The sequence below is a fragment of the Thermostichus sp. OS-CIW-32 genome (genome assembly GCF_054060415.1).
This window is the reverse complement of record NZ_JBSSDD010000012.1, coordinates 51773-77057: the sequence shown is the minus strand read 5'-3', so window position 1 is coordinate 77057 and position 25285 is coordinate 51773. Positions and strand designations below refer to the sequence as shown.

General features: G+C 58.9%; 23 protein-coding genes and 1 CRISPR repeat array. Of the genes, 7 read left to right on the top strand and 16 right to left on the bottom strand.

From position 1 onward, the window contains the following. Nucleotides 1-291: 291 nt before the first annotated feature. Nucleotides 292-1143 (top strand): hypothetical protein, encoded by an 852-nt coding sequence (locus ACVWY8_RS12025; RefSeq protein WP_457395178.1) that lies wholly within the window; start codon nucleotides 292-294, stop codon nucleotides 1141-1143. On the opposite strand, the gene ACVWY8_RS12020 is transcribed toward ACVWY8_RS12025, so the two are convergent. From ACVWY8_RS12020 to cfa, 5 genes are all read right to left on the bottom strand, one after another. Beyond that, nucleotides 1112-1948 (bottom strand): metal ABC transporter permease, encoded by an 837-nt coding sequence (locus ACVWY8_RS12020; protein WP_414343173.1) that lies wholly within the window; start codon nucleotides 1946-1948, stop codon nucleotides 1112-1114. The genes ACVWY8_RS12025 and ACVWY8_RS12020 overlap by 32 nt on opposite strands. Nucleotides 1949-1958: 10 nt before the next feature. Then, nucleotides 1959-2756 (bottom strand): metal ABC transporter ATP-binding protein, encoded by a 798-nt coding sequence (locus ACVWY8_RS12015; RefSeq protein ID WP_457395175.1) that lies wholly within the window; start codon nucleotides 2754-2756, stop codon nucleotides 1959-1961. Continuing rightward, complete coding sequence (locus ACVWY8_RS12010) at nucleotides 2753-3874, bottom strand: metal ABC transporter solute-binding protein, Zn/Mn family (protein WP_457395173.1); 1122 nt, start codon at nucleotides 3872-3874, stop codon at nucleotides 2753-2755. Before ACVWY8_RS12010 ends, ACVWY8_RS12015 begins: the two co-directional genes overlap by 4 nt. A gap of 13 nt (nucleotides 3875-3887) precedes the next feature. Continuing rightward, nucleotides 3888-4331 (bottom strand): SufE family protein, encoded by a 444-nt coding sequence (locus ACVWY8_RS12005; protein ID WP_457395170.1) that lies wholly within the window; start codon nucleotides 4329-4331, stop codon nucleotides 3888-3890. A gap of 97 nt (nucleotides 4332-4428) precedes the next feature. Beyond that, nucleotides 4429-5568: a cyclopropane fatty acyl phospholipid synthase gene (gene cfa, locus ACVWY8_RS12000; RefSeq protein ID WP_457395167.1), complete on the bottom strand. Its 1140-nt coding sequence runs from the start codon at nucleotides 5566-5568 to the stop codon at nucleotides 4429-4431. A gap of 109 nt (nucleotides 5569-5677) precedes the next feature. On the opposite strand from cfa, the gene ACVWY8_RS11995 reads away from it, so the two are divergent. Next, nucleotides 5678-5869, top strand: a complete 192-nt coding sequence (locus ACVWY8_RS11995; protein WP_457395189.1) for an alpha/beta fold hydrolase — start codon at nucleotides 5678-5680, stop codon at nucleotides 5867-5869. A gap of 331 nt (nucleotides 5870-6200) precedes the next feature. Here the strand turns inward: ACVWY8_RS11995 and ACVWY8_RS11990 are convergent, their stop codons facing one another. From ACVWY8_RS11990 to gcvP, 7 genes are all read right to left on the bottom strand, one after another. Then, the gene (locus tag ACVWY8_RS11990; protein ID WP_457395162.1) at nucleotides 6201-6659 is read right to left on the bottom strand and encodes a hypothetical protein; all 459 of its coding nucleotides are present in this window, start codon (nucleotides 6657-6659) and stop codon (nucleotides 6201-6203) included. 560 nt (nucleotides 6660-7219) lie between these two features. After that, nucleotides 7220-8581 carry an esterase-like activity of phytase family protein gene (locus tag ACVWY8_RS11985; RefSeq protein ID WP_457395159.1) on the bottom strand — a complete coding sequence of 454 codons (1362 nt, stop codon included), beginning with the start codon at nucleotides 8579-8581 and terminating at the stop codon, nucleotides 7220-7222. 192 nt (nucleotides 8582-8773) lie between these two features. Continuing rightward, nucleotides 8774-9870: a CRISPR direct-repeat array (repeat unit 36 nt; unit sequence GTTTCCAATTTCTAGGGATCCCCCCGAAGGGGGAAC). A 278-nt stretch (nucleotides 9871-10148) separates the two neighbouring features. Further along, complete coding sequence (locus ACVWY8_RS11980) at nucleotides 10149-11804, bottom strand: ABC1 kinase family protein (protein ID WP_457395157.1); 1656 nt, start codon at nucleotides 11802-11804, stop codon at nucleotides 10149-10151. A gap of 45 nt (nucleotides 11805-11849) precedes the next feature. Beyond that, the gene (locus ACVWY8_RS11975) at nucleotides 11850-12431 is read right to left on the bottom strand and encodes a peroxiredoxin family protein (RefSeq protein ID WP_414332206.1); all 582 of its coding nucleotides are present in this window, start codon (nucleotides 12429-12431) and stop codon (nucleotides 11850-11852) included. A gap of 37 nt (nucleotides 12432-12468) precedes the next feature. Beyond that, a complete protein-coding gene (locus ACVWY8_RS11970) occupies nucleotides 12469-12906 on the bottom strand; it encodes an SRPBCC family protein (protein ID WP_457395154.1) in 438 nt (145 codons plus the stop codon). Between the two features lie 2 nt (nucleotides 12907-12908). Beyond that, a complete protein-coding gene (locus ACVWY8_RS11965) occupies nucleotides 12909-13472 on the bottom strand; it encodes a hypothetical protein (RefSeq protein ID WP_457397140.1) in 564 nt (187 codons plus the stop codon). A gap of 141 nt (nucleotides 13473-13613) precedes the next feature. Continuing rightward, nucleotides 13614-16580, bottom strand: a complete 2967-nt coding sequence (gcvP, locus tag ACVWY8_RS11960) for an aminomethyl-transferring glycine dehydrogenase (RefSeq protein ID WP_457395149.1) — start codon at nucleotides 16578-16580, stop codon at nucleotides 13614-13616. A 193-nt stretch (nucleotides 16581-16773) separates the two neighbouring features. On the opposite strand from gcvP, the gene psbU reads away from it, so the two are divergent. The 3 genes from psbU (at nucleotide 16774) to csaB (ending at nucleotide 19385) form a co-directional block, all read left to right on the top strand. After that, complete coding sequence (gene psbU / locus ACVWY8_RS11955; protein WP_457395146.1) at nucleotides 16774-17142, top strand: photosystem II complex extrinsic protein PsbU; 369 nt, start codon at nucleotides 16774-16776, stop codon at nucleotides 17140-17142. 73 nt (nucleotides 17143-17215) lie between these two features. Continuing rightward, the gene (locus ACVWY8_RS11950) at nucleotides 17216-18109 is read left to right on the top strand and encodes an Rpn family recombination-promoting nuclease/putative transposase (RefSeq protein WP_457395143.1); all 894 of its coding nucleotides are present in this window, start codon (nucleotides 17216-17218) and stop codon (nucleotides 18107-18109) included. 190 nt (nucleotides 18110-18299) lie between these two features. Next, complete coding sequence (gene csaB, locus ACVWY8_RS11945) at nucleotides 18300-19385, top strand: polysaccharide pyruvyl transferase CsaB (protein ID WP_457395140.1); 1086 nt, start codon at nucleotides 18300-18302, stop codon at nucleotides 19383-19385. A 155-nt stretch (nucleotides 19386-19540) separates the two neighbouring features. Here csaB and ACVWY8_RS11940 read toward each other — a convergent pair whose 3' ends face one another. Further along, nucleotides 19541-20695 (bottom strand): homocysteine biosynthesis protein, encoded by a 1155-nt coding sequence (locus ACVWY8_RS11940; RefSeq protein WP_414329883.1) that lies wholly within the window; start codon nucleotides 20693-20695, stop codon nucleotides 19541-19543. Nucleotides 20696-20853: 158 nt separating this feature from the next. Here ACVWY8_RS11940 and ACVWY8_RS11935 point away from each other — a divergent pair, with 158 nt between their 5' ends. Both ACVWY8_RS11935 and ACVWY8_RS11930 read left to right on the top strand, forming a co-directional pair. Then, complete coding sequence (locus ACVWY8_RS11935; protein ID WP_011431804.1) at nucleotides 20854-21783, top strand: ABC transporter permease; 930 nt, start codon at nucleotides 20854-20856, stop codon at nucleotides 21781-21783. Continuing rightward, complete coding sequence (locus ACVWY8_RS11930; RefSeq protein WP_457385586.1) at nucleotides 21780-22604, top strand: ABC transporter permease; 825 nt, start codon at nucleotides 21780-21782, stop codon at nucleotides 22602-22604. The genes ACVWY8_RS11935 and ACVWY8_RS11930 overlap by 4 nt, the downstream gene beginning before the upstream one ends. Here ACVWY8_RS11930 and cpdA read toward each other — a convergent pair. The 3 genes from cpdA to ACVWY8_RS11915 all read right to left on the bottom strand — a co-directional run bounded on the left by cpdA (nucleotide 22601) and on the right by ACVWY8_RS11915 (nucleotide 25265). Next, a complete protein-coding gene (cpdA, locus tag ACVWY8_RS11925) occupies nucleotides 22601-23395 on the bottom strand; it encodes a 3',5'-cyclic-AMP phosphodiesterase (RefSeq protein ID WP_457395138.1) in 795 nt (264 codons plus the stop codon). The two genes, ACVWY8_RS11930 and cpdA, sit on opposite strands and share 4 nt — an antisense overlap. A gap of 323 nt (nucleotides 23396-23718) precedes the next feature. Then, complete coding sequence (gene psbP, locus ACVWY8_RS11920) at nucleotides 23719-24243, bottom strand: photosystem II reaction center PsbP (RefSeq protein WP_414400767.1); 525 nt, start codon at nucleotides 24241-24243, stop codon at nucleotides 23719-23721. 263 nt (nucleotides 24244-24506) lie between these two features. After that, complete coding sequence (locus tag ACVWY8_RS11915) at nucleotides 24507-25265, bottom strand: PspA/IM30 family protein (RefSeq protein WP_011431800.1); 759 nt, start codon at nucleotides 25263-25265, stop codon at nucleotides 24507-24509. Nucleotides 25266-25285 lie beyond the last annotated feature (20 nt).

Genomic DNA, 25285 nt, shown 5'->3' with positions numbered 1-25285 from the left:
CAACATCCTTGCTCGCGGGATACAGCTGTTGCGAGACGAAGGGCAGGACACGGCCGACGCTGCGGTCGGGATGCGGGTGGGTGAACCACCCGTGTTAGCCCGGATGGCCTGTGGATCGAACTGCACGGGCGGTCGGAAGCAGGAACCTGCCGAGACGACTGCGCAAGGAGCTATCCATGCGTAGCGTGGTAGGAATCTCCGGCCTAAAGGCCGGGGAGGATGTCAAACGAACGACACTTGCTTTCTGAGCCACTAACCTTGTAGAAAGACAAGGGCGAAAGGGCGGCTTTGATGCGGCGGCGCATTCTACAGCTTTGCATCCTCGGCTGGACGATGCTCCTCGTCCTGGCAGTGGGGGGCAGGGGATCCCTGCTGGTTCCCCACTTTTTTGGCATTGAAGCCCTGCAAGCCCAGGCTCAAACTCAAGCCGGAGAACTGCCGCAGCCGATGCGGCTCAAACTTCCCCCCGGCCTGGATCGCTACGCCTACGACAAGGCGGTGGGAGACTACTTTGAGGAAATCGAGCCGCTTTTGCCAGGTGGAGCCTATGCCCAGTGGGCCTTCTATCCCGTCCCTATCTACATCCAAGGGGATCACCCCCAGTGGAAGGCCTCCGTGGAGCAAGCGGTGAAGGAGTGGTCGGCCTACATCCCGCTCAAGGTGGTGGCCAAAGAGGAGGAGGCTTTCTACGGGATGAGCATTTACCGCGTTCCTCCTATTGGCGGCGGGGTGGCTGGGGCGGCCCGCCCGGAGTTTTTCTTCGCCTCGGATGGCTCTTTACAACAGCGGGTGCGCATCATCATCACAGAGGGACAGGGGTTGGCCGAGGTGACGGCGGTGGCCCGACACGAGATCGGGCATGGGCTGGGGCTGTGGGGCCATAGCCCGAACCTGCGGGATCTGATGTATGGCGGACACCATGCGGCGGCTACCGGCAATCGGCGGGTGTTGCGGGTGCCCAACATTACCAAGCGGGATCTCAACACCCTCAAGCGCGTCTACGAGCAGCCCACCCTCAGCGGGCAGGTCTTTCCAGAGAGCTATCGCCGCCTGTTTGGCCAGCTTCTGCAGGAAAAGCCGCTGCCCGAGAGAGCTCTTGGATTGCCGCTAGCTAGAGCTGCAGGAGTTGCGACACCCCCTTGAGCGCCATAGCTAGGAGAAAAAAGAGCAACTGGGTGGCAACAATGCTGGGGCCGGAGGGCAGGTTGAAGGTTGCCGAGGCGATCATCCCCAGCACCGCGCTCAGTCCCCCAATACCTATGGCCAGCAGCACATAGGTTGTAAAGCGGGATCCCAAAAGCCTTGCCGTCGAGGCTGGGATGACCACAAAAGCGCTCACCAGCAACACCCCCACAGAGCGAATTGAGAGCGCCACCACCACAGCCAGCAACACCACAAAAGCCAGCTTCTGCCAGCCCACCTGAACCCCCCGCGCCCGCGCCAGCGGCTCATCCAGGGTCAGCAACATTTGGGAGGGCAAAGTCAATCCCACATAGGCCGAGCTGATCAGCAAGAGGATCCCGCTCGTCCACAGGGCTGCCGGGCTGATCCCCAAAATCTCCCCAAACAACAACTGGTTGAGGTTGCCCCGATAGCCGGGCAGCAAGCTGAGGGCGATAACGGCCAGCGCCAAAGAGGAAGAGTAGATGATGTTCAGCACCGCATCCGCCGACAGTTGAGTGCGCTCCAAGACAAAGGTGACGCCCAAAGCAAATCCCACCCCAAACACCATCAACACCACGGTGGGATTCAGCCCCAGCAGCACTCCCAAAACAATCCCCAGCAGAGCCGAATGCCCCAGGGCATCGCTAAAAAACGACAGTTGCCGCAGAATAACAAAACTGCCCAGCAGCCCACCCGTCATGCCGGTGAGGATCCCGCCCAGCATGGCCCGCTGCATAAAGGGCAACTGCAACAGCTCCACTACCCGCACCCAGCCCTCCAACATCGCCTTCCCCTCAGCGACGGTGGTAGCGGACAAAATGGTGCTCCGCACCGCTGTCGCGAACAGGCCCATAAACCCGGCTCAGCACTTCTGGTGCCAAAGCCACCTGGGGAGATCCCTGGCAGATGAGGGATTGGTTGAGGCACAGCACGCGGTCGCAATAGCAAGACACCATTTCCAGATCATGGGAGATCTGCAAAATGGCCCAGCCCAGGGATTGGCGCAGCTCTTCCAGGAGCCGGTAAAACTCCCCCTCGCTGAGCGTATCTAAGCCTGCCGGTGCCTCGTCGAGGATAAGCAACCGCCGCGGCCAAGCCAAGCAATAGGCCAACAGCACCCGTTTCAGCTCCCCGCCGCTGAGCTGGCCCAGAGCCTTAGAGGACAGGTGGGATGCGCCGACCCGTTCCAACGCCTCTTTCACCGCCTGCCGCCGAGCAGAGCGCTGCTGCCAAGGCCAGCGGGGTTGCAATGCCCCCCAACCCAAAGCCACAAACTCCTCCACCACCATGGGGATCCCAGGATTGAACTGAAAACGCTGGGGCACGTAAGCCACCTGCTGCCGCACTGACGGGGGCAAATAGCCGGACAGGCGCACCGGCTCTCCCAGAATCCAAACCGAGCCGCACTGCCGCGGCAGGATCCCCAAGATGGCCTGCACCAAGGTACTTTTGCCAGCGCCATTGGGGCCGACAATGGCCGTATGGGATCCCGCCCTCAGCTCAAACGACACATTTTGCACCGCCAACTGGGATCCCCGATAGACCGTCAGCCCCTCCACGCGAAGGACAACCTCGCCGGAGCAGGAGATCATCGCCCCCTCGCCAGCAGGTGTTCGAGAGCAGCTTGGCCCAGCAGCGGCAATTGCAGGGGCAGGAAGGCCGTCTCCTTCTCAAAGGCGGAGACCAGGTTCTCCAAGTTTTGCCGCAGGATGGTCAGGTAATATTCCGGCTCGATCCCCTCAGGGCCAGCGGTTTCGATGGGATCGAAAACGCGAACTTGGATCCCTAGGTCTCTGGCCAAAACCTCAAAGGGGTTGTTACTCCCCAGCTGCGGTTCCACCAGGATCGTCTTCAGGCCGGATGCCCGCACCGTCTCCATCACCCGCCGCACATCTTCGGGGGAGGGGCTGGCTTCAGGGATCTCCACCAAAAACTCAGCCTTGAGGTTGTAGCGCTCGGCAAAGTAGGGGGCAAAGTTGTGGAAAACTACAAACTTTCTGCCGGCAAAGGGAGCTAGCCGAGCGGCAATCTCCTCATCCAAAGCCTTGAGCTTCTCGATAAAAGCAGCCGCATTGGCCTGGTAGATCTCTGCCCCCGCCGGATCTACAGAGATGAGGCCATCACGAATATTTTCCACCTGCTGAATGGCCCGCCTGGGATCCAGCCAAATGTGGGGGTTAAACTCGCCGTGGCTGTGCCCATGAGAGTGGCCATGGCCATGCCCGTGAGAATGGCCGTGACTGTGTCCATGAGAGTGTCCATGGCCGTGACCGTGGGAGTGCCCATGCTCTGGCTCCTCAGCCCGCAAAGTTGGGATCCCTTCGCTGCTGTCAACGATTTGCAATTGGGGGTTCCCAGCGCTGGCAATCAACCCTTCCAAAAACGTTTCCATACCCAACCCGTTGATCACCAGCACATCCGCCTGAGCCAGCAAACGAACCTCCTCAGGTCGAGCCTGAAAGTCGTGGGGCCCCATCTGAGGGGGAAGGAGTGGCGTGACTTCTGCCCGATCCCCGGCCACAGCACGGGTAAATTGCGTTATCGGCAAAATCGTGGTCACCACCTTTGGGGGGCTGGATCCCTGCTGGGCCCGGGACTCTTCTTGGCGCATCTGCAGGCTTCCCAGGATCCCGACCGAGAGGGCGGCCAGCAGCGAGACCAGCGATCGCACCGGTCGAGCCGAACGGATAGAGTTAGCTTGATCAGTCATGAGCCTGAATACCTCACAAGACAACAGAGACAGCAGAGCTGGAAGCAACTGACTTCCCAAAAGCCAAGGCCCTCTGCCGCAGCATCGAAAACATGCTCACCAGACCGTTGCTCCTGGAAGGGCTAAGGCTGAAATTGAGGCCCATCTCCCGCACAAACTCTGGGGAAACCCCCAAAATCTCTTCCGGCGCTAGGCCACTCAATCCCTCTACCAAAACCGCAACCAAACCCTTCACCAACTGAGCATCGGCATCCCCTTGGATGTAGACCTTGCCCTCCCTAAACTCGGTGGCCAGCCACACCCGCGAAGCGCAACCTCTGACTAGGTTCTCCTCCTTCCTCTCCGCTTCGGGAAAGGGTGGCAGGCGCTTGGCATAGGCTAGGAGAAGCTCATACTTCTGCCGCGAGGTCTTGGCCTTCTGGAAGCGATTGACAATTTGCTGCAGAGCTGCGGGCATCCCTCAGCTTGTCTAGAGTGAGAATGATAATCAAACTCATCATAACACCCCCACTCAGCGAGGGCGCAGGGGCACCTGCAAACTTTTGGGACTGTCGTTACCGAAGCGAGCGATAGCCGCCACTTACTCCCCGTGGTGAGAGGACCAGTTGCCAAAGTTGGCTGGCCCGGGCCTTGAAGCTACCGGCACTCATCAGGAGATAGAGCCGCCACATGCGGCGAAAGCGCTCATCGTAGCGGTCGGCTAATTTTGGCCATGCCTGCTCGAAATTGGCGTGCCAGGCTTTTAAGGTGGCCACGTAATTGATCCCAAAATTGTGCCAGTCTTCCAGCACAAATAAGCCCTCAAAGGCTGCAGTAATCAGATGAGGCGAGGGCAGCATCGAGTTGGGGAAAATGTAGCGCTCAATCCAGGGATCCCGCCCCTGGTAGGCCACGTTGCTGCCGATGGTGTGCAGAAGAAACAAGCCATTGTCGTTCAACAAGCGGCGGGCTACCTGCATAAACGTTCGGTAGTTTCGGTAGCCAACATGTTCAAACATGCCGACAGAAAGGATGCGATCAAACTTTCCCTGGGTCTGGCGATAGTCTTCTAACCGAATCTCGACCGGCAGGCCGCGGCAGCGTTCGCTGGCCAGTTTGGCTTGCTCTTTGGAAACAGTAATCCCCACAACCTGCACCCCGTAGCGTTCGGCCAGGTACTGGGCTGTGCCGCCCCAGCCACAGCCGATGTCGAGCACCCGCATGCCGGGTTGGAGTTCCAGCTTGCGGGCAATGAGGTCAAGCTTAGCTTCTTGGGCTTCATCCAGAGTTTGCGCGCCCCCATCCCAATAGGCACAGCTGTAGATCATGCGGCGATCCAGCATGGCCTCATAGAGATCGTTGCCAATGTCGTAGTGGCGCTGGCCAATGACGAATGCCCCCTTGCCCCGCTGGCGGTTGATAAGGCAACTGTCCAACCCAAGCAAGGGCTGAGTTAGCCAACCCACCTGCTGCGGTGCCTGGGTGGTCAGGAGACGACAAACTAACTCATCAATGGCCTCGCAATCCCACCAGCCCTCCATATAGGCCTCGCCAAAGCCCAGGGATCCATAGAGCAGGCAGCGCAGATATAGCCGCTCGTCGTGAACTTGAATATCCCAGGGCTGTGAGCCATTGAGGGTTATACCGGCAGCATCCAGAACTCGAAGCGCATGCTGACGCGCCAGCCAGCGCAAGCTGTTGAGTCCTTTCCCCATCCCTAGGGAGCCCTCACTGCAGGGAAACTGACTCAACAAATACAACCCAACGCGGCAAGGGATCCAACAAGTTTCCAATTTCTAGGGATCCCCCCGAAGGGGGAACGAGATATTACCAACCATCACTACCCCTACCCTCTTGATCACAGGCGCACTCGATCCCAAGTTCTGTGCAATTGCCACTCGTATGGCCGAACTGATGCCTCATGCCCGTCACGCCATTGTACCCGATGCCGGACATGCCGTTCATCTGGAACAACCAGCAGCGGTTGCCGAACTGGTTAGCGCATTTCTGGCATGACTGATTCTAGAGCCAGATGGAACGTTTCCCTGTGAAGGAAATGAACCGATACGCCCGCAGGATTGCGCAGGTAAGGACATAGTACACGCACAGTCGAACAGGCAGACCAGGCACTCTTTTGATCGGGCACTGATCAGTATTGTAGTGGTGGTCATCAGCAGCTTCATCAGTACAAAACTGTCCAGTATGCAACACAACAGTGCGGAAGTGTGATTTTCGCACGCTGCACAACGAACCTCTTGTATCACTGAGTGTAGATATATCCACGTAGAGAGATGGATGAAGTAGCTTCTGTCTGAAAGCCTATGTGGTTTGTGTATCCTTTGTATCCTTATTGAGAGACACCAGAAATTGCACGAACGATCCGAACAATGAGTAGAATGAAGATAATCACATAGCAAATAAAAGTAGCCGCGGCCATTATTAAAAACAGAGTTCCACCCCATTTATTTAGAAATGGCTCCAAACCACCGGTGAAAGGCAAAAGTTGAATTACCCACCGTATTCGTACATCGTCACCATCGTTTTGAAATAACCACGCCAGCATGTAAAACCAATGGACGGCGCCATAGATCACCCAATCTATGATGCTTGATCTTAAACTTAGAATAAATGCAGTCATCAAGACTATGTGAAAACCTATCCATATCAGCAAAATCAGCAAAATTGGAAAGATCAAAAACAGCCAGCCCGCAATTGAAAGGCGCATAAGGGCAAGGATGCTAACAAACAGAACCTCTGCACCGATCAGCAAAAACTTAACCCAAATGTCCAGTTTTTTGTCTGACACTGTTGTTCCTTTCTGTGATCATGATGTTGCTTGTAATCGATGGCCGCTAGCCTACATCAGTGGGAATGAAGGGAGATAAAAAGCCAGGATCAGGGTTCCGTTCAAACGGAGGATGTTCGACACACAACTGCACGATTCCCATGGCTGGCTTGCAATATCTCAACCCCAGAACAGGAGGTAAACCGCAGCCAGATCATTCAGCACATAGCATACCTTAACAGGAGCAGATGAGCAAGTGGTATTCTTCGCCTTTCCAATTTCTAGGGATCCCCCCGAAGGGGGAACTGCCAGTTCGGCGAGCACCACCAGCCGGTGGCGGCTAAGGTCGAAAGTTTCCAATTTCTAGGGATCCCCCCGAAGGGGGAACTTGGGAATAAGCTACCCGGTTACGGGTTGGCGCACCCCCACTATGTTTCCAATTTCTAGGGATCCCCCAGAAGAGAGAGCAGGTTCTCCAGCAAACCAGACACCTGGCCGCCTCACCTTTCCAAGGATCCTTTCAAGAGAAACAGAAAGGACGTACCCGAGACTCTGCCCATGGGAAGGGATCCGCCTCTTACTTAGCGAAGAGTGAAAAAGTTGCCCACATTCAACAAAATAAACTCATTGGCGTCTGCAGCGTTTGGCAAACGGCCAGCCGAGAAGGGCAAGTTGTTATCGTTGGCCACAACGATGTGTTGATCGTCAACGACGTCCACATCCTCGATGGTTACAAATGGAAAAGTAAAGCGCCCATCCACTGTGGCCGTCTTGCCAATGCCTTTTGGATCGGCAATGTCCAATAGATCAATGTAGGCCACCTTCTTGACCAGGCCGGCGCTGTCTGCCTGAGCTAAGTCAATCAAATAAACCCGCTTGAACTCGGCGGCTTTCGGGAAACAATCCGTTTTCTGCTCTCCCTTGCACGCAAGGCGGGGATCCCCTTCGTTGCTGTCCCGCTCAATCACCAAAGCCCGCGTGGCGTCGATCATATTGAAGTCGCCGATGTTGTTGCCGGCAACCTCAAGCGGATACTTCCAACTCTTGCCCGTCCACTTGCGTTCCTCGACGTTAAACTCCAGAATCCGTAGCACCTCCTTGTCACCCACCGTCTCCAAAGCGGGCGGTTCGCCGAGGTAGAGGGGGCCTTCCAGCATGGCGTAGAGGAACCGTCCGTCCGGAGAAGCCGCCATACCCTCAAAGCCGCGGGAACGCCGCGCTTCAAAGTTAACTGCACCTGGCGTCGCTGGCGTGGTGACCGTGTGATGATCGGGGGAACGTACCACTTTGCCGTCAACCTCAGTTTCAAAAAAGGCTACGACTTTGCCGTTGCCGTCGGTGGCAATGAGGTAGGGGCCAAACTCATCGCCAATCCAGTGCAAGTCCCCAATGGTTTGAATCGACTCAGGGTCTAGGTCAGCGCCGGTAAGATAGCGCCTGGTCGTGAATTCGTTGGCGATGCGGAATGGGATCACCTTGTTGGGATCTTGCAAAAATACCGACTTGGTCAACCGCACCTGGCCGTTTTCCCAGTCAACGGCCACTTCGTGGAAGCTAAGCAAGGCGTCCGGGGAGTTTGCCTTGCTGCCAAAGCCGTTGTCGATGAGGACACGGAAGCGGTCACGTGCCAGGGTTTCAATCCCCGAAAAACCTTGAATTGGCTGACCGACGAAGGGCAGCGAGATGCCAGTAGTCCGACCATCTACAAAGGACTTGCCCTCGACGGAGGCGATCTCTTCGACCCGCTGGTTGTTGATCGCCGCAAAGCGGCCAGAGACCACAAAGCCAGAACCGGCATCGCTGGGCGGTGGCACGAAACTCATCGCCGGCAGCACAGCATATCCGGCAAGGGTGGCTTTGACCGCTTCGGCTGCTGAAACTGACCTGGTTGAAACCATGCCCAAAAAGATCCCCAGGCCGAGACGCGCAAGCAAGGTTCTCATAGTGCCTCCACTCTCTCTCCTTCAAACCCAGCCCCGAACTTTGGCTGACGCTGGACATCAGTTCGCAACTTTAGATATCCCCCACGAAGGCAAGGCTCACACCCAAAGCAGGTAAGGAGCCTCACAGATCCCTCCGAAAAGAGAAAATTAATGAACTTCCCAATCTGCAACCGAGCAGCATTATACCCGAATGTTTCTAATTTCTAGGGATCCCCCCGAAGGGGGAACTCTCGGGTATTGTCGCTGAGGTTAGCTGGGATACCTGGGGTGGAAAGTTTCCAATTTCTAGGGATCCCCCCGAAGGGGGAACTAGGTTGAACTAGTCCTCCCCCACCAGACACCCAGGATGTTTCCAATTTCTAGGGATCCCCCCGAAGGGGGAACGTACCTAAACCCTGAAGACGTACGTCAGATGGGTGGTGTTTCCAATTTCTAGGGATCCCCCCGAAGGGGGAACGTTCCGTTACGTACCCGGTTGGGTGGTAGGAGGCTATACACTTTGTTTCCAATTTCTAGGGATCCCCCCGAAGGGGGAACAATAAAGAACACCCAGGATTATCTCCTGGGTGTCGAGTTTCCAATTTCTAGGGATCCCCCCGAAGGGGGAACAGCCAGGTGATATTTCCCCTGATAGTGGGTGAATATCAATCGTTTCCAATTTCTAGGGATCCCCCCGAAGGGGGAACTTCACGTTACAGTGGGTCACTCTATACTTTTGTCCATACAGTTTCCAATTTCTAGGGATCCCCCCGAAGGGGGAACAGTTAACTCTAAGTTAGACCGAGAGGTACCTGTCCCCGTTTCCAATTTCTAGGGATCCCCCCGAAGGGGGAACAGCATCGGAAAGCTCTTGAAGCCGTTTGGCTCTATAGCCCGTTTCCAATTTCTAGGGATCCCCCCGAAGGGGGAACGTCTTAGTAGTGGGAGGGATCATCCAATAATAGCCGACGTTTCCAATTTCTAGGGATCCCCCCGAAGGGGGAACACCTCGACGACGTGAAGCACGTCGTCGCCTAGATGCAGTTTCCAATTTCTAGGGATCCCCCCGAAGGGGGAACGCGCTGAATAAGCAAGTCCGCTCTGGCCTGGAACAGGTCAAGCAGTTTCCAATTTCTAGGGATCCCCCCGAAGGGGGAACATCAATAATGCGTAACGCCCTATCCCGGGGCGTTACGCGTTTCCAATTTCTAGGGATCCCCCCGAAGGGGGAACGATCTTGTTGCCATCGAAGACGTCCTTATTGATCACTGCTTGTTTCCAATTTCTAGGGATCCCCCCGAAGGGGGAACTCCACCCCTATTAAACCCAAGCAGGGCAAGGAATGCAAGACCCATTTGCGAGGGATCCGGAAAAAAGTCGGCAAAAAGAGTTTTGGCGAGGGGGTTTTGGGGCCGGAAAGCCTTGTGGCGCAAGGCGTCGAGGGATCGAACGAAAGAATCGGCCTTTGCGGCTTTTGGCGGATCGCTCGCAGAGGCGTTGATACCGTTTTAGTGTTCTTTTGGAAACATCGAGATCCAGACAAGGGCAGTAGGGCCCTGAGTCCACTGATGAGCCAACCTCAGCCAATCTAGCCGCGCAGGCGACCGGAGCGCAGGATGCTGATGACGAGCCACAGCCCCAACAGGCTGGCCGCGCCGAACAGGAGTTCACTCAGCCCAAAGACCTGGAAGCGCTGCGTCTGAGCCGAGATGATGGCAGCTCCGACGATCAGAGAGCCGACCACAATGCTGTAGGAAAGGCGGTTGGCCGACTGATCCAGGCTGCTGCGGATCCCTTCCAGCTCTTGGATGGTTAAGTTCCAGCGCTGGGTTTCCGAGGTGATGCGGCTGAGCAGCAGCTCCATCTGGCGCGGCGATTGCAGAGAGAGATTTTTCAAATCCAAAGCCGTGCGCAGCAGCGAAGGCAGAGGGGCCTCCCCCAGCAATTGCGCCCGAAACACATCCGCCATCAGGGGGCGAAGCTGCTCCGGCAGGTTGTAGTCGGGGGTGAGCTGGCGGGCGATCCCTTCCAAATTGGCCAGCGCCTTGGCACAGAGGCCCAAATTGCCGGGAATGCGGATCTGGTTGCGCCGGGCCGCCTGCAGGATCTCAGAAAAGAGCTGGCTGAAGTTGAGCTCCGCAATGCTCAGGGCGTAGTACTGGCGCAGCAGACGCTCGTAGTCGCTTTGGAGCTGGGCCAAGCTGACAGTCTGATCCCGCGAGCGGGCCGCGGATCTTTCCGGCAGGGCCAACTCCAGGGTCAATTCGGCACAGCGCTGGGCATCGAGGCTGACAATGGCCAGCATCAGCTCCAGCAGAATCTGCTGCGTACGCGGATCCAGCCGCCCAATCATGCCGCAATCCAGCAGGGCCACGCGACCGGATCCCAAGTAAAAGAGGTTGCCGGGGTGGGGATCGGCGTGGAAATAGCCATCAATGCAGATCTGCTGGAAAAAAGCGCGGGTCAAGAGGCGGGCGATGTTTTCCGGGTCCGCGTCGCTGCGATCCGCCTCCAACAGGGGCCGGCCCTCGATCCACTCCAGCGTCAACACCTTTGGCGTAGTGAGAGGCCAATGGATGCGCGGCACCACCAGTTGGGCCGGATCAAACCAACGCCCCCTTTGCAACTGTTGGCGGAGCTGCTCGGTGTGGCGGGCCTCTTGGGTAAAGTCCAGCTCTGCTTGAATGGCCCGGCAGAACTCATCCGCCAAGGCCACCACATCTGCCAACCTGCCGAACTCCGTTTGCGCCACCAGCTCGGCAATGCCCCGGATTAGCCGCGTATCCCGCTCCACCACTGCCTCCAGCCCGGGCCGCTGGATCTTGAGGGCCACCCACTCGCCGCTGACCAGACAAGCCCGATGGACCTGGGCAATGGATCCCGCCGCAACCGACTCTGTGTCCAGGCTGCTGAACACCTGCTCCAACGGCTGCCGCAACTGCTGCCGCAGCAGGATCTCCACCGCATTCCAGGGAACAGGAGGTACGTCGGCCTGCAGAGTGCTGAGGGCCTCGATGTACTCTCGCGGCAACAGGTCCGGACGGGTGCTCAGCAGCTGGCCCAGCTTGACATAGACCGGCCCCAGATCCACCAAAATGTTGCGCAGCACCATTGGGGGGGGCAGTTGGGGTTCCCCAGCCTTGCCAAAAGAGAGCAAGCGGCGCATGTAGTCCCAACCGTGGCGCAAAACCACCTCCAGGATCTCGGCCTGACGCGCCCCACTCTGGGCCAGACGGGCAAACATCGCAGTCTCTCTCCCTGGAAGTCCAATGGCAGAGAAGCCCGATCCCTAGAAAAAGGGGATAGGGGCCACCCTACGGGTTCCATCCCAGCCGGTTTGCAGCCCCTCCCGCAACACCCGCAGCACCTCATCGGTATCGGCATTGGGCTGGGCAAAGGAGAAAACATGCTTGAAGCGCAGTTTGCCCTCCCGATCCACAACGAACTGGGCCGGCAGGGGTGCTCCCAAAGCTTGGCCAACCCCATAGAGGCGGAAGGTTTTGCACTCGGGATCCACCAGCAGCGGGTAAGGCAGCTGCAGGTCTGCTTGAATCTGCTGGCTTTGAACCGGATCAGTGCTGGTGACCATCAGCAGCTCCGCCCCCAGAGCTTGGATCTCCCTGTAGCGGGCTTTCAGCTCTTGGATGTGGGGGTAGCAAAAAGGGCAAAAAAGCTTTTCGGTGAAGATACGAGTAAAAGCCAGAACCACCGGCTTTTGGCCGCGGTAGTCCGATAGCCGCACGGGATCCCCTTGCACGCGCGGCAGCTCAAAATCGGGGGCAATCTGGCCGATTTCCAGAGAAGTGTTGGCTGGTTGGGGGATGAAGTTGTCGGCAAAGCGACGGTTAAACAGTCCGCTGTTGCTGGTCATTGCAGTTTTTTACGTTTCTTTACTACTTGCCACCAGCCTAACCCAAAGCCTCGGCCACCGCCTTCAGCCGTCGGAGCTGGGCCCGCATATCCTGCTGGGTCGGCCCTGCTGCCAACAGGTAAAACCCTGCCGCCACCCAGGGACTGGGGATGCGGAAGTCGAAGCAATTGACCAGGAGGGTACCCTCCGGCTGGGGATGGCATTCCCAGCGGTCGGTTCCTTCAAAAAATCCCTTAAACTGCCACTGCACCAAGCCTTCTGCCCGCTCTGTAATCACGCAATCCAAGCTGGGGGATACAAACGGCAAGCGAAGGAAAAAGCGGTAGCGGCTGCCCAATTCCGCCAGAGGGGATCCCACCGCCTCACAGCCCAACAGCGGGTTGAGCCAGCGCTTCATCAACTCCAGGTCGGTGAGGCAGCGATCCACCTGGGCCACGCTGGCCGCAATCTGAATCGACTGGGTATAGATGGGCATCCTCAGGGGGAAGTTGGGGGAGCGAGCTTGGCCGCAGAGAGGTCTTCTGCCGTGGCAGAGGGGGATACGGTGCTCAGCAAAATCAAGATATCGCGATATTCCACCTGATCCGGCCCGCGACGGGGGGATCCCACTTGCACCACCGCCTGTTGGAGAGGCTTTTCTGGGTGGGGGGGAGACTCGAACACCAAGGTGCGGATCCCATTGGCCTGCTCGATGTCCGAGAGGATGTCCCAGCCCCGGCCCCACAGGGTGCGGCGATAGTAGGCGGCAATCGCCTCCAGAGGCTGAGAGGTCTGCAAGATCAGGGAAGCAAGGCCCCCCTCTCGATCCCGAATCTGTCCCGAAGAGATGATGGAAGCGTTGGGCAACTGCAAGTGAGGGGGAAACTGAGGGGGAAGGGCGCGGGCATCTCCTAGGGAAGCCTCAAAGTGCGTGCCATCTTTGCCGATGTGACGCCGCACGGGATCCTGATCCACTTCTTGAGCAACCGGATCAGGCATCTTGCGGCAGGCCACTAGGGATCCCGCCAACAGCCCCAGGGTTAGCCGAGTAAGAATAGGCAAAGAACTTGGCCCCACTGACGTGAACCGCTCAAGACGGGGATTTTTTCTCATCCGTTGGCCAGGGATCCCTGACTGGTTATAGCGGATCCCGCCTTTGGATACAACCAATCTCCCTTTCTGGGCCAAGTTCCAGAGCAGCCATCATTCGTCGAGCCAGGGCTGACAACTGCACACCAGGTGGCGATCCCCGTAGGCGTTGTCGATGCGGCTGACGCTGGGCCAGAACTTGTGGGATCTGACCCAGGGGAGCGGGTAGGCAGCCACCGAGCGAGGATAGGGGCGATCCCAGTGGTCGGCAGCCACCACCTCGGCGGTGTGGGGGGCCAGCTTGAGGGGATTGCGCACCGGATCCATCTCGCCTCGCTCAATGGCGGCAATCTCCTGGCGGATGGCAATCATCGCCTCGCAGAAGCGATCCAGCTCCTCCAGAGATTCGCTCTCGGTGGGCTCCACCATCATTGTCCCCGGCACCGGCCAGGAGATGGTGGGGGCGTGGAAGCCATAGTCCATCAGGCGCTTGGCCACATCTTCCACCTCGATGCCGGCGCTTTTTTTCAGGGGGCGCAAATCCAAAATACACTCGTGGGCCACCCACCCCCCCGGCCCCTTGTAGAGCACCGGGTAGTAGGGATCCAACCGCTTGGCGATGTAGTTGGCGTTGAGAATGGCCACTTGGCTGGCCAGGGTGAGGCCGGCGGATCCCATAAGGCGAATGTAGGCCCAGGAGATGGGCAAGATGTTGGCACTGCCCCAGGGGGCAGCGCTGACGGGGCCGTTACAACCGGGCAAAACAGGATGGCCAGGCAAATAGGGCACAAGGTGAGGGGCCACGGCAATGGGCCCTACCCCCGGCCCACCTCCCCCATGGGGAATGCAGAAGGTCTTGTGCAGGTTGAGATGACATACATCCGCCCCCAGCTCAGCAGGACGGCAGAGACCTACCTGGGCGTTGAGGTTGGCCCCATCCATGTACACCTGTCCCCCCGCCTCGTGGACGATCTGGCAAATCTCGCGGATCCCTTCCTCAAACACGCCGTGGGTAGAAGGGTAGGTGATCATCAAGGCGGCCAGCCGCTCCCCGTGCTGCTCCACCTTGGCCCGCAGATCCTCAATGTCGATATTGCCGGCTTCATCACAAGCTACGCTCACCACCTGCATCCCCGCCATCACGGCGCTGGCCGGGTTGGTTCCGTGGGCCGAGGTGGGGATCAAGCACACCTGCCGTCGGCCTTCCCCTCTGGCTTGGTGGTAGCGGCGGATGGCCAACAGACCGGCATATTCCCCCTGAGATCCGGCGTTGGGCTGCAGAGAAACTCCGGCAAAGCCGGTGATCTCCGCCAGCATCTTTTCCAACTGGGCAAAGAGGGCTTGGTAGCCGCGGGCCTGCTCCAGGGGCACAAAAGGATGGAGCTGGGCAAACTCCGGCCAGGTGACCGGCATCATCTCCACCGTGGCGTTCAGCTTCATGGTGCAAGAGCCCAAGGGGATCATGGAATGGGTGAGAGCCAGATCCCGGCTTTGCAGGCGGTGGATATAGCGCAGCAGCTCGGTTTCCGAGTGGTAACGGTTAAATACCGGGTGAGTGAGGTAGGGGGTGGTGCGCAGGAGCTGGGGCGGCAGGCTCTGGCCCAAGTCCAGCTCTGGGCTGTCGGGATCCCAAGCTGGCGGTAAGGACTCCGTTCCGCTGCGGGGAAGGGTTCCGGCGAAGATCTCCCACAGATCCCGCAGATCCTGAGCGGTGGTAGCCTCATCCAAGCTGATCCCCAGCGTCTGGTCATCGATCTGGCGTAGGTTGATCTGTCGCTGGGCAGCGCCGGCCTGGATCGCCTGCACCTGCTCTGGAGAAGCTACCTTGACCCAGAAGGTATCGAAGAAATGCTCGGGCCCCACCTCATAACCCAACTGGCAGATCCCAGTGGCCAAGTGATGGGCCTGGCGGTGGATGCGCTCGGCTATGTGTCGCAAGCCGCGGGGGCCGTGGTAGACGGCATACATAGAAGCCATCACCGCCAAAAGCACCTGGGCAGTGCAGATGTTGCTGGTGGCCTTGTCCCGCCGGATGTGCTGCTCGCGGGTCTGCAACGCCAAGCGCAGGGCTGGCTTGCCTTGAGCATCCTGAGAAATCCCCACCAGCCGTCCTGGCAGCAGCCGCTTGTGGGCCTCGCGGGTGGCGAAGTAAGCCGCATGGGGGCCGCCATAGCCCAAAGGCACGCCGAAGCGCTGGGTGGATCCCACCACGATGTCCGCTCCCCACTCTCCCGGCGGTTGCAATAGGGTCAAGCTGAGCAAGTCGGCGGCCACTGCCACCACCATCCCCTTCTGGTGAGCCTGCTCCACCAACTGCCGGTAGTCCCGGATTTCTCCAAAGGTGTTGGGATATTGCAACAGCAGCCCAAAGCCCTTCTCCGGGCAAAACTCCGCCAGATCCGTCACGCGCACCTGGATCCCCAAGGGCTCTGCCCGCGTCTGCACCACTGCAATCGTCTGGGGATGACAGCCCCGATCCACCCAGAAAACTGGGGATCCCCTGCCTGCCAAGGTGTAGGCAAGAGCCATGGCTTCGGCGGCTGCGGTGGCCTCGTCCAGCAGGGAAGCATTGGCGATCTCCATCCCCGTCAGGTCGATCACCATCGTCTGGAAGTTGAGCAGGGCTTCCAACCGTCCCTGGGCAATCTCAGCTTGGTAGGGGGTGTAGGGAGTGTACCAGGCAGGGTTTTCCAGGATGCTGCGCTGAATCACCGGCGGCGTCAGGGTGTTGGAATAGCCCATGCCCAAAAAGGATCGCCACACCTGGTTCTGGGCAGCCATTGCCTTCAGTTCCGCCAACACCTGCAGCTCAGGGCAAGGGGATCCCAATTGCAAAGGCCGGCTGCTGCGAATGGCCGGCGGCACCGCTTTTTCCACCAGCTCCTGCAGCGAACTCAGCCCTAACGCTTGCAACATCTGCCCGATTTGCCGGGCATCCGGCCCAATGTGCCGCCTGAGAAAGAGTTCGGTCTGCCCCAGCAACTCCAGCTCCGGAGAAGGCGTGGGTTGTGGGATCCCTGGAGATGGATCCCGGCTGGGGGGGTCAAGTCGAGTCGAGTGGAGAAGGGCCAAGTCGGACATGGTGCGATAGCCGAGAAAGGGAGAGCAAGAAAGACTGTCTCCTGATCATAGTTGTTAAAAATTGTTTCTGTCGGGATCCAAATCCTGTCTTGGCCCTCGATTCGGGGTGGAGGGGATGAGACACTAGATGGTCGGAGAATGTTAGCAACCTATACAGATGAGCCTTTTGGATTCTGCTTGGAGAAGTGATGCTATGCGCTGGCTGCTGTCCATCTTGGTTCGTGTGGTGTTAGTGCTCTGTCTGTGCTTCGCTCCTTTGGGGATCCCTGTTGTGGCCAAGGCCGCAGAGCTTCCCCCGGTAAAGCACTTGGACACTCCGATTGACGTGAACAACACCATCTTGCGCAACTACCGCCAACTGCCCGGCTTCTATCCCACCCTAGCTCGCATCCTGGTGAAAAATGCCCCCTACAAGAGCCTGGAAGATATGTTGCAGATCTCAGGCCTGACGGAGCAGCAAAAGGCCTTGATCAAAGCCAACGCCGAGAACTTCGTGTTTGGCGAGTATCAGGAAGGGGCTAACCAACTGGAAAACCGCATCAACCAAGGGTACTACGGCTGATCTCGGCAGAGGGGCCATCGGGAGAAGGGGCTGGTCGTTTTGCCTCTCTGCGGCTTTTTGGGAAAGGGATCCTGTGGCCTACGATAACGTCTGCAAGTACTTGGTGGAATGGTTCCCCGAGTCCTTTGCCCGGTGGCTACTGGGATCCCCGGTTCCCTTGATCCAGCTCCAGCCAACGGAGCTCTCCAGCGAGCCCATTCGCGCGGACTCCCTCATCCTGCTGAGGGCCCAAAACCTGATTTTGCATCTGGAGTTTCAAACCGATCCGGATCCCGACATTCCCTTGCGCATGGCCGACTACTGCCTGCGCCTGTTCCGTCGCTATCCCGACCAGGAGGTGCGGCAGATTGTCATCTACCTAAGAAAAACCCAGTCAGAACGGGTGTACCAGACTTCTTTTCAACGGGGATCCCTGTCCCATCGCTTTGAGGTCTTGCGCCTGTGGGAACAAGATCCAGAGGTGCTATCCCGATACCCAGGCCTCTTGCCCTTGGCGGTACTGGCAGAGCCGGACAATCCAGAACCCCGTCTGCGGCAGGTGGCCAGAGCCATAGCTGAGATGGAGGATCCCAAGCTGCGGCAGGAGTTGAAAGCGGCCACTGCCGTCTTAGCAGGATTAACATGGACGCCAGAGGAAATCAGCAGGGTTCTGGGAGGTTTGGCTGTGCGGGAATCGACCATCTATCAGATGTGGCGAGCAGAAGCCCTCAAAGAAGGGCGAGAGGAGGGCCTGAAACAAGGCCTAGAGCAAGGTCTGCAACAAGGTCTGCAGCAAGGTCTGCAGCAAGAAGCAGCTCGACTGACTCTGAGTCAACTGCGGCGCAAGCTGGGGCCCCTGCCGGAAGACCTCTCTGAGACCATCCGCCGCCTGCCCACCGAGCAATTGGAGGGGTTGGCAGAGGCTCTGCTGGACTTTCAGACGCTGGCCGACCTGACCCAGTGGCTAGAGGAGCTGGCATCTGCCTAGGTTTTGCTGTCACGGCCTTTTCCCAATTTTTGTCGGCATCTCTCTCCTGGGAGGAGCTCTGCCATGGTGGCGGTCTGGATTCCCAGAGAAAACAGTAGATTGAACTGAGTTCTCGATAAACCGGGCTGAATGCAACCCAACCTTGACCTCAGCAGGATCCCAGCGCGACTTTCCTGAGCGAGCCGGTTCTATGCAAGGGCCTCGGGTTTTGATCTGCGGCTACCATGGCTACGGCAATGCTGGCGACGAAGCCCTGTTGCTGGCTCTCTTACGACAGCTAGAGCAGTTGCCCGACCCTGTGCAGCCGGTGGTGCTCTCCCCTTGCCCTGCCGAGACAGCTGCCACCTATGGGGTGCTGGCCTATCCGCGCTTCAACAGTTTGGCTTTACGGCGCTGTCTCCAGGAGGCCCAGGCTTTCATCTGGGGTGGAGGTGGCCTGCTGCAGGATCGCACCAGTTGGCGCAGCCCTCTCTACTACCTGGGGGTGATGGGCCTAGCCCAGCGCTGGGGACTGAAGACCCTTGCCTGGGCCCAGGGGATCGGGCCGCTGCAGCGGGGGTGGATTCGCGCACTAGCCCGTCGCTCGTTGGCAGGTTGCACGGCCATTAGTGTGCGGGATGGGGTTGCCTCCCAATGGCTGCAAGAGTGGGGGATCCCTCACCAGGTGGCTCCGGATCCCGTCTGGAGTTTGCCGTCCAAAACCTTGCCGGAATGGGAAACGTGGCCTCAGCCCCGCATTGCTGTGGTCTTGCGTCCGCATCCGCAACTGACTGGAGCCTGTCTAGAAGCTTTGAGCCAGGGTTTACAGCGTCTCCAGGCTTCCACGGGGGCATACCTTCTCTTCGTGCCCTTTCAGCTGGCTCCTCCCGGATCCCCTGACCTTGGGCCAGACTACCACTTGGCTCAGCAGCTTCAGCGGCGCCTACCCCACCGTAGCCAAGTGCTGGAAATTCGGGATCCCTGTCTATTGAAAGGAGTCTTTCGGGGTGTCAGGCTGGCGATCACCATGCGCTACCACGGATTGGTGATGGCGGCGGCAGAGGGCTGCGCCTGTTTTGGTCTCAGCTACGATCCCAAGGTGAAAACGCTGCTCCAGGAATTGGGCATGCCTGGCTGGGATCTGCAGGAGATGCCCACCGATCCTGAAGCCTTACACCAAGCTTGGCTGGCCTGCTACTCAGAGGGCCTAGCTCTCAGCCCTGCCCAAGCTGACCTGTGGGCGAGGCAATCGGCTCAGCACGCTCAGTTGTTGAGACAGCACCTGAAGTGGGGTTGATGGGGTTGCCTGGAGAAGTTGCTGCCAGGGCGAATTCCGGTAGCGGTTCTTCTGGAGAGCCGCTTTACCCCAAAAGTAGGGAGGCACGGTGTCCCCGAACCAAAGCGCTGCGTGCATCCGCTTGAGGAGGCCCCCAATTCATTGAGGGGAGGACGTCACCTGAGAGGGTTTTGGGGGAGAAACTCCCGATCCAGGGGCAGGGGGGCGACAGGTTGGGTGAGGGTAAATTGGCCGCTTTCTATCCACTGCTTGAGGATTTCGGCAATTTGTATGGAGCGGCGCAAGCTGGCCAGGGGAGCGGTGCGAATCTTGCGGCCATTGAGGGTGATCTGGCCGGATTTGAGTTGGGCATAGCTCACTAAGCCAAAGGTGGGCCGCACCCGGCGGGGAATGGAAAAGTCAATCACGGGGGCAACCAACTCCTCATCCCGAATGGCAATGGCCTCCAAATCCGCAGGAGCAAGAATGGGGATGGGGATCCCGACCCCCAACATCAAGCTGGGGCCGTAGTTGCGGAAGTAGCAGCCCCTCACCCATTCCGCCTGCATTTGCTTGGCATCCCCAATCAGGGCCAGGGTGGCCGCCGGGCCGATGGGAGTTTGGTTGGGCAATCGCTTTTGCAGCGGAAAGTGTTGGGTGCCCTCCCAGGCGACGTAGCCGATGCCGCCTCCCAAAAAGATGCGGCTGCCGATCCCCACCCGGCGCAACAGGGGATCGTTCAACAAGGGGGATAGCTCTCCCGGGTTGGAATAGACGGCATTGCCCAGATGCGGTTCCAACAGACCCAAGTAGGTGTACAAAGGCCGATCCCCGCCGTTCACCCCGACGATGAAGTTTTGGTAGGCATTGCGGGGGTTGAACAGGTAAAACTGGTTGAGCTGATCCCGAGTCAGGGTGGTCTCGTAGTCGGCGCGGGGGTAACAATCGGTCACTTGGCCGATGGCCCGCAAATGGACGCGCTTGCCCGCCACCAGGTCGGCAATGACATGGCCGCCCCCATAGGCTTGATCCGCTTGCTCGCTGGGTTGGGCTGCCCCCAGGTAAAGATCCACCGCGCCAAATCCGGCATAGGCCGGTACCCCGTTCAGCCACGCTTGGCGAATCTTGATGGGCGGATCCGTATGGCCCAGGTTCACAATGGCTCCTGAAGACTCCATTGGCTCAAAGGTGCCGGTGGTGATCACATCCACCTGCTCAAAGGCTTCCTGGATCCCCAAGGTGGCCAGCTTGGCTTTGGCTTCCAGGGCCGTCCACACCCGCACCTGGCCTTTGGCAATGCGTTGGTTAATCTGGTCTAGGGTTCTCTCCATGGGATGTGAAGATCGCAATGGTTGGTCGCGTTGGCGGTGTGGAGGAATAAGAGGCGTGAGCATACTTCCTTCTCACTACCCACTGCTCTTTCCTCTCTTAAGGAGGGATCCGCTCCCATCTTGAATTCTCTCGTGAGGCAGCTCTTGGGACTGGCTCAATGAATAGCTTAAATGGACGGGGATCTGGGCCGGTGGGGCTTAAGGGGATCCGGCAGTATGGGCCGCTTTTGCCGGCGTTGGGGTTGGTGGGCCTGCTCTACGGCGGGGGGCTGCTGCTGGCTCTGGCCCAGAGTGTGGGCCTCTACGGTCTGGGCGAGAGGGGGTTTACCCTGCAGGGGTATGGGGAGCTGCTGCGGGATGCGGAAGTCGGGGGATCCCTGTTGCTCAGCCTCAGAATCGCTCTGTTGGCAACGGGGTTGGCGCTGCTTTTGGGGCTGGGGCTGGCGCTGCTGTTGCGGGGGGTGGGGGGGTGGGCCATCTGGCTTGGCCAGTTGACGCTGCCGATTCCTCATTTGGTGGGGGTGGCGGGGATGCTGCTGCTGCTGGGGCCCAGCGGTTGGCTGGCGCGGCTGGCCTTCCAACTGGGCTGGATTGCCTCGGATCAGGATTTTCCCTTGTGGGTGAACGACCGCGGCTATGTGGGGGTGTTGCTCTATTGGCTTTGGAAGGAGATCCCGTTTGCCGCTCTGGTGGCGCTGACGCTGCTGCGCGGGATGGGATCCGAGCTGGAGCAACAGGCTCGTCTGTTGGGGGCTTCTGCCGCCCAGACGTTTTGGTATGTAACGCTGCCCTTGCTGAGGCCGGGGCTGCTGGCCACCGGGATTCTCATCTTCGGCTTTGTCTTCAGCGCCTTTGAGGTTCCCTTGCTCTTAGGGCCCACCTACCCGCGCACCTTGCCCGTTCTGATCTACCAGCGCTTCACCCACATCAACCTGGAGCAGCGGCAGCAGGCGGTGGCGCTGGGGATCATCCTGCTGGCTGTCTCGGCAGCGGTGGTCAGCCTAATCGGAGGGCTGTTTGCAGCCAGAGTATCCTTTCTGCAGCTGCCGTTTGGCTCAGCGGGACGGAGTCCTTGGAGAAAGCCGTGAAAGGACGCAGATGGATTGGGGGATCCCTGCTCCGCCTTGGGGTGGCCGGAGTGGCCCTCCTTTGGGCTTTGCCCTTTGGGGTGCTGGCCCTTTGGGCCTTCACGCGGGCCTGGTATTTTCCCGATGCCCTGCCCCGGGCATGGAGCATAGCCGGTTGGCAGCAACTGCTGAGCTGGGGATCCCAGTTCCGGGCAGCCTTCGGCCAGAGCTTGCAAATTGCCCTGTTCACCACCCTGCTGGCCCTGGGGGTGGGGATCCCGGCGGGACGAGTTTTGGGCACCCATCCTGTGCCCGCCTGGCTGCGCCTGCTGTTGCTGTTGCCCGTCATCACCTCTCCTCTGGCTGTGCTGATGGGGATCCAAGGGGTGCTGATTCGCCTGCGGCTAGACGGTGCCCTGCTGGGGGTGGTGCTGGTGCATCTGATCCCCACCATTCCCTACATGGCTCTGGTGATGGGCAGTGTGTTCGCCCGTTTCGACCGCGGCTACGAGGCGCAGGCCCGCTGTTTGGGGGCGGATCCCTGGCAAGTGTGGTGGCAGGTGACGTTGCCCCTCATTGCCCCTGGGGCAGCCATTGGGGCGGTATTTGCCTTTTTGATCTCTTGGAACGAATTTTTGCTCACCTTCTTCGTCGGCGGTGGGCGGGTTCTCACGCTGCCGATGCTGCTCTACAGCCTTTTGCAGGGGGGAAACAACACCTTGGTGGCCGTGGTGGCCCTCCTGTCAGTGGTGCCGGGGTGGTTGGCCTTGCTGGGGGCCAGCGTTTGCTTGGGGCAGGCCATCGGGCTACCCCCCACAGAGGTTCAAGAGGGGGAGAGCTAATATCCCTTCAGGGCCAGGTTGGGCCGTTGCAGAGCAGCTCCCACCCGTTGAACCTGAGTTTTGAAGCTGCCATCTCGCTCCAACCATATCTGCCTCAGGGCAGGGGGAATTACCTCCAGGCCAAACTGGGGGCTCTTGGGACGAAATTGCACACAGGTTGAGGGACAAGCCAGGTAATCAACCCCCTCCCGCCGGCGGTGCAGGTCTTGGTGAATATGGCCGAATACAACGAGGCGGATGTGGTCGAACTCGTCCAGAACCCCAAACAACCGCTCCGGCTGCTGCAGGGCACTTTGATCCAGCCAGGCAGAATCCACCGAAAAAGGGGGATGGTGCAAGGCCAACAAAACATGGTGTTGGGCAGCTTTGCTCCGCTGCAATTCCTGTCTCAGCCACAGCAGCGTGCGCTCCGTCAGGTAACCGCTATCTTTGCCGGGCACGAGGGAGTTCAACAAAATAAAGCTCCAATTTTCCCGGCTGAAGCTCTTGTCCCCGAATAGCCGCTCGGCATGAAGCTCTTGGTTCATGTTGTGCAGGCGATCGTGGTTGCCTGCCAACCAGTAAGTATCGATGGGGAGAGTTTGCAAATGGGCTCTCAAACGAGCGTAGGATGCTGCACTGCCATCTTGAGAGAGATCTCCGGTGAGCAGCAGCAGATCGGGCAAGGGATCCAGAGCGGCAATGGCCTTTTGCACCTGCAGGAAAGAGGCTTCCGTGTCCACCCCCAGCAGCCGGTGATGGGGCTTGGCAAACAGATGCAGGTCGCTGATCTGAACCACGTACACGGTCATAGAGCAGGCCTAAGAGGGTGGGATCCCATCTCCGCAGGTTCAAAACACTACCGTTCTAGCACCAGATGGCCCGGCTGGAACCCGTAGGTAGGGTCATTTCGATTCAAGCTAGGACACTGCACCCACACCCAAAACGTTGGTCGCGTCTTCGCGTCAGCGTTGCGGAGCAATAATCCCCAGAACCACAAGGCTTTTCTCAGTAGCCCAGGCGTCTCGCCCCCAACCTAAAACGACCATAACTCAGCCCTAAAGGGCTCAACCTTAACCTACCCAAGTCCGTCAACCCGGTTCAATCCCTTGAGAAAATCCTCTCAGGAAAAGCTTTAGGAAACATTCAGAGAGCGGCCCACGTTCCTAAAGGCAGCTTGCACCTGAGGCCAGCGGGATTCCTGGGTAGAGGCCGTCAGCGTATAGAGGCGATGGTGCCGAACGGTCACCGTCACCACCTCGTGGCGAAGCTGGGATCCCATATCGGTTTGGTATTCCAGCAGGTAATAGGGGTGCTCCTGCCGCTCAAAGGCTTCGGCAGCCAACAGCTTGGCCGAGCGACCGGATCCCTCAGGAGCAATGATCTTCTCCGCCACCAACTGCCCCACCTCATCCGGGCTGCCCAAATCGGCAATCGTCTCCCCCTTGTCAAACGGGGCGATCATCAGGCTGACGTTCTCGGTCTCGTACACCAGGTCGCGCAGGAGTACCACCGGCCCTTTCCCCGGCCCAAGATTGACCGCCACCATGCCGTTGGGGTAAGCAAAAGCAAAGGCTCCGCTGGGATCCCTGTAGGCCCGCAGGTTAGAGCCCGCGGAACAGGCACAAACCACCAAGCTGAGGCAAACACAGAGCAGCAACAACGCCCTAGACAGCCACAGGCTGGTTGCGTAAGTGGGCCACAGGCCTGATCGGGCAGAATGCGCGCCTCGTGCTGCTGACATTGCTGGGATCCTCTCCTCAGATGGGTTGCCTATTGTTCCTTTATCATCCTAGTACGAGCGCACTCCCTCTAGCCCGTTGACCGTCAATTCCCAACGGAAAACTCCCCCTGCAACTTAGCAGCGGGGTTGCCGACGTGGGTTGAAAAGCGAGGGATCCCCAAGCTTGGAAGCAACTGCCGCTATTGAGGGAGCCGCTTCTCGAAATCCAAATCCGGCATCGGCAAGTTGGCCTGGGCACCTCCTTGGCCGGTGAGCATTGCCAAGCGGCGGGAGATTTCGTCGTCCATGGCCATTTCATCCAGTTGGGCAGCAATCTGCTCGCTGCGATCTTCCGAGAGTTCGCTCATGGCTCGGGATTTGAGCTGGCGAGCCTGGATAGCATTCTTTGCCGCCTCAAATTGGGACTTGGCCGAGTCGATGTTGTAGGAGTTGTTGACGCGGGTCATCTGCTCCAGAGCTTGGTTCACCTCGTTGATGTCTTTGAGGTTGCTCAGCTCGCTCTTGTAAGCGGCCAGTCGTTCTTTCTCGCGGGCCAGCTTTTGCTTGGCGGCGTTGACGTAGCGCTCGGCAGTTTCCACGTTCTCCTTAAGGGGGCCGAGAATGGCCTCAATTTGCAGCGCTTGGGACATAGCCAGGCGGGCAGCCTCTTGATCGCCCCGTTGGGCGGCCAGGCGAGCTTTGTTCTCCAGGGCCTGGTACTCCCGCACCTTTTGCATGTACTTCTGCTCAGCCCGCTGATAGGCGGCTACTTGGGTGGCAACGGCTTCCGTGAGACGCTGAACCGTCTCCTGCATCGTGCGTAGGGATTCTTCCGCCACCATCACCGCTCCTGTGCCGCCTTTCTCCACCGGGATCCCCCACAGCCAGTTCCAAGTTCCGACGATGACGCTGCCGGCCCGTTGCCCAAAAATGCCGTAGATGATCTTGCGTGCGCCCATGGCTTGACCCTCCTGCCTAC

Bases quoted from the DNA above. Each gene is read 5' to 3' on its own strand.
- ACVWY8_RS11975 (WP_414332206.1), bottom strand. From the start codon at position 12,431: ATGACCAGCAACAGCGGACTGTTTAACCGTCGCTTTGCCGACAACTTC.
- cfa (WP_457395167.1), bottom strand. From the start codon at position 5,568: ATGGGGAAAGGACTCAACAGCTTGCGCTGGCTGGCGCGTCAGCATGCG.
- ACVWY8_RS11980 (WP_457395157.1), bottom strand. From the start codon at position 11,804: ATGTTTGCCCGTCTGGCCCAGAGTGGGGCGCGTCAGGCCGAGATCCTG.
- ACVWY8_RS12025 (WP_457395178.1), top strand. From the start codon at position 292: ATGCGGCGGCGCATTCTACAGCTTTGCATCCTCGGCTGGACGATGCTC.
- ACVWY8_RS12005 (WP_457395170.1), bottom strand. From the start codon at position 4,331: ATGCCCGCAGCTCTGCAGCAAATTGTCAATCGCTTCCAGAAGGCCAAG.
- ACVWY8_RS11935 (WP_011431804.1), top strand. From the start codon at position 20,854: ATGAATAGCTTAAATGGACGGGGATCTGGGCCGGTGGGGCTTAAGGGG.
- ACVWY8_RS12020 (WP_414343173.1), bottom strand. From the start codon at position 1,948: ATGTTGGAGGGCTGGGTGCGGGTAGTGGAGCTGTTGCAGTTGCCCTTT.
- cpdA (WP_457395138.1), bottom strand. From the start codon at position 23,395: ATGACCGTGTACGTGGTTCAGATCAGCGACCTGCATCTGTTTGCCAAG.
- ACVWY8_RS11970 (WP_457395154.1), bottom strand. From the start codon at position 12,906: ATGCCCATCTATACCCAGTCGATTCAGATTGCGGCCAGCGTGGCCCAG.
- csaB (WP_457395140.1), top strand. From the start codon at position 18,300: ATGCAAGGGCCTCGGGTTTTGATCTGCGGCTACCATGGCTACGGCAAT.
- ACVWY8_RS12010 (WP_457395173.1), bottom strand. From the start codon at position 3,874: ATGACTGATCAAGCTAACTCTATCCGTTCGGCTCGACCGGTGCGATCG.
- ACVWY8_RS12015 (WP_457395175.1), bottom strand. From the start codon at position 2,756: ATGATCTCCTGCTCCGGCGAGGTTGTCCTTCGCGTGGAGGGGCTGACG.
- ACVWY8_RS11915 (WP_011431800.1), bottom strand. From the start codon at position 25,265: ATGGGCGCACGCAAGATCATCTACGGCATTTTTGGGCAACGGGCCGGC.
- gcvP (WP_457395149.1), bottom strand. From the start codon at position 16,580: ATGTCCGACTTGGCCCTTCTCCACTCGACTCGACTTGACCCCCCCAGC.
- ACVWY8_RS11985 (WP_457395159.1), bottom strand. From the start codon at position 8,581: ATGAGAACCTTGCTTGCGCGTCTCGGCCTGGGGATCTTTTTGGGCATG.
- ACVWY8_RS11940 (WP_414329883.1), bottom strand. From the start codon at position 20,695: ATGGAGAGAACCCTAGACCAGATTAACCAACGCATTGCCAAAGGCCAG.
- psbU (WP_457395146.1), top strand. From the start codon at position 16,774: ATGCGCTGGCTGCTGTCCATCTTGGTTCGTGTGGTGTTAGTGCTCTGT.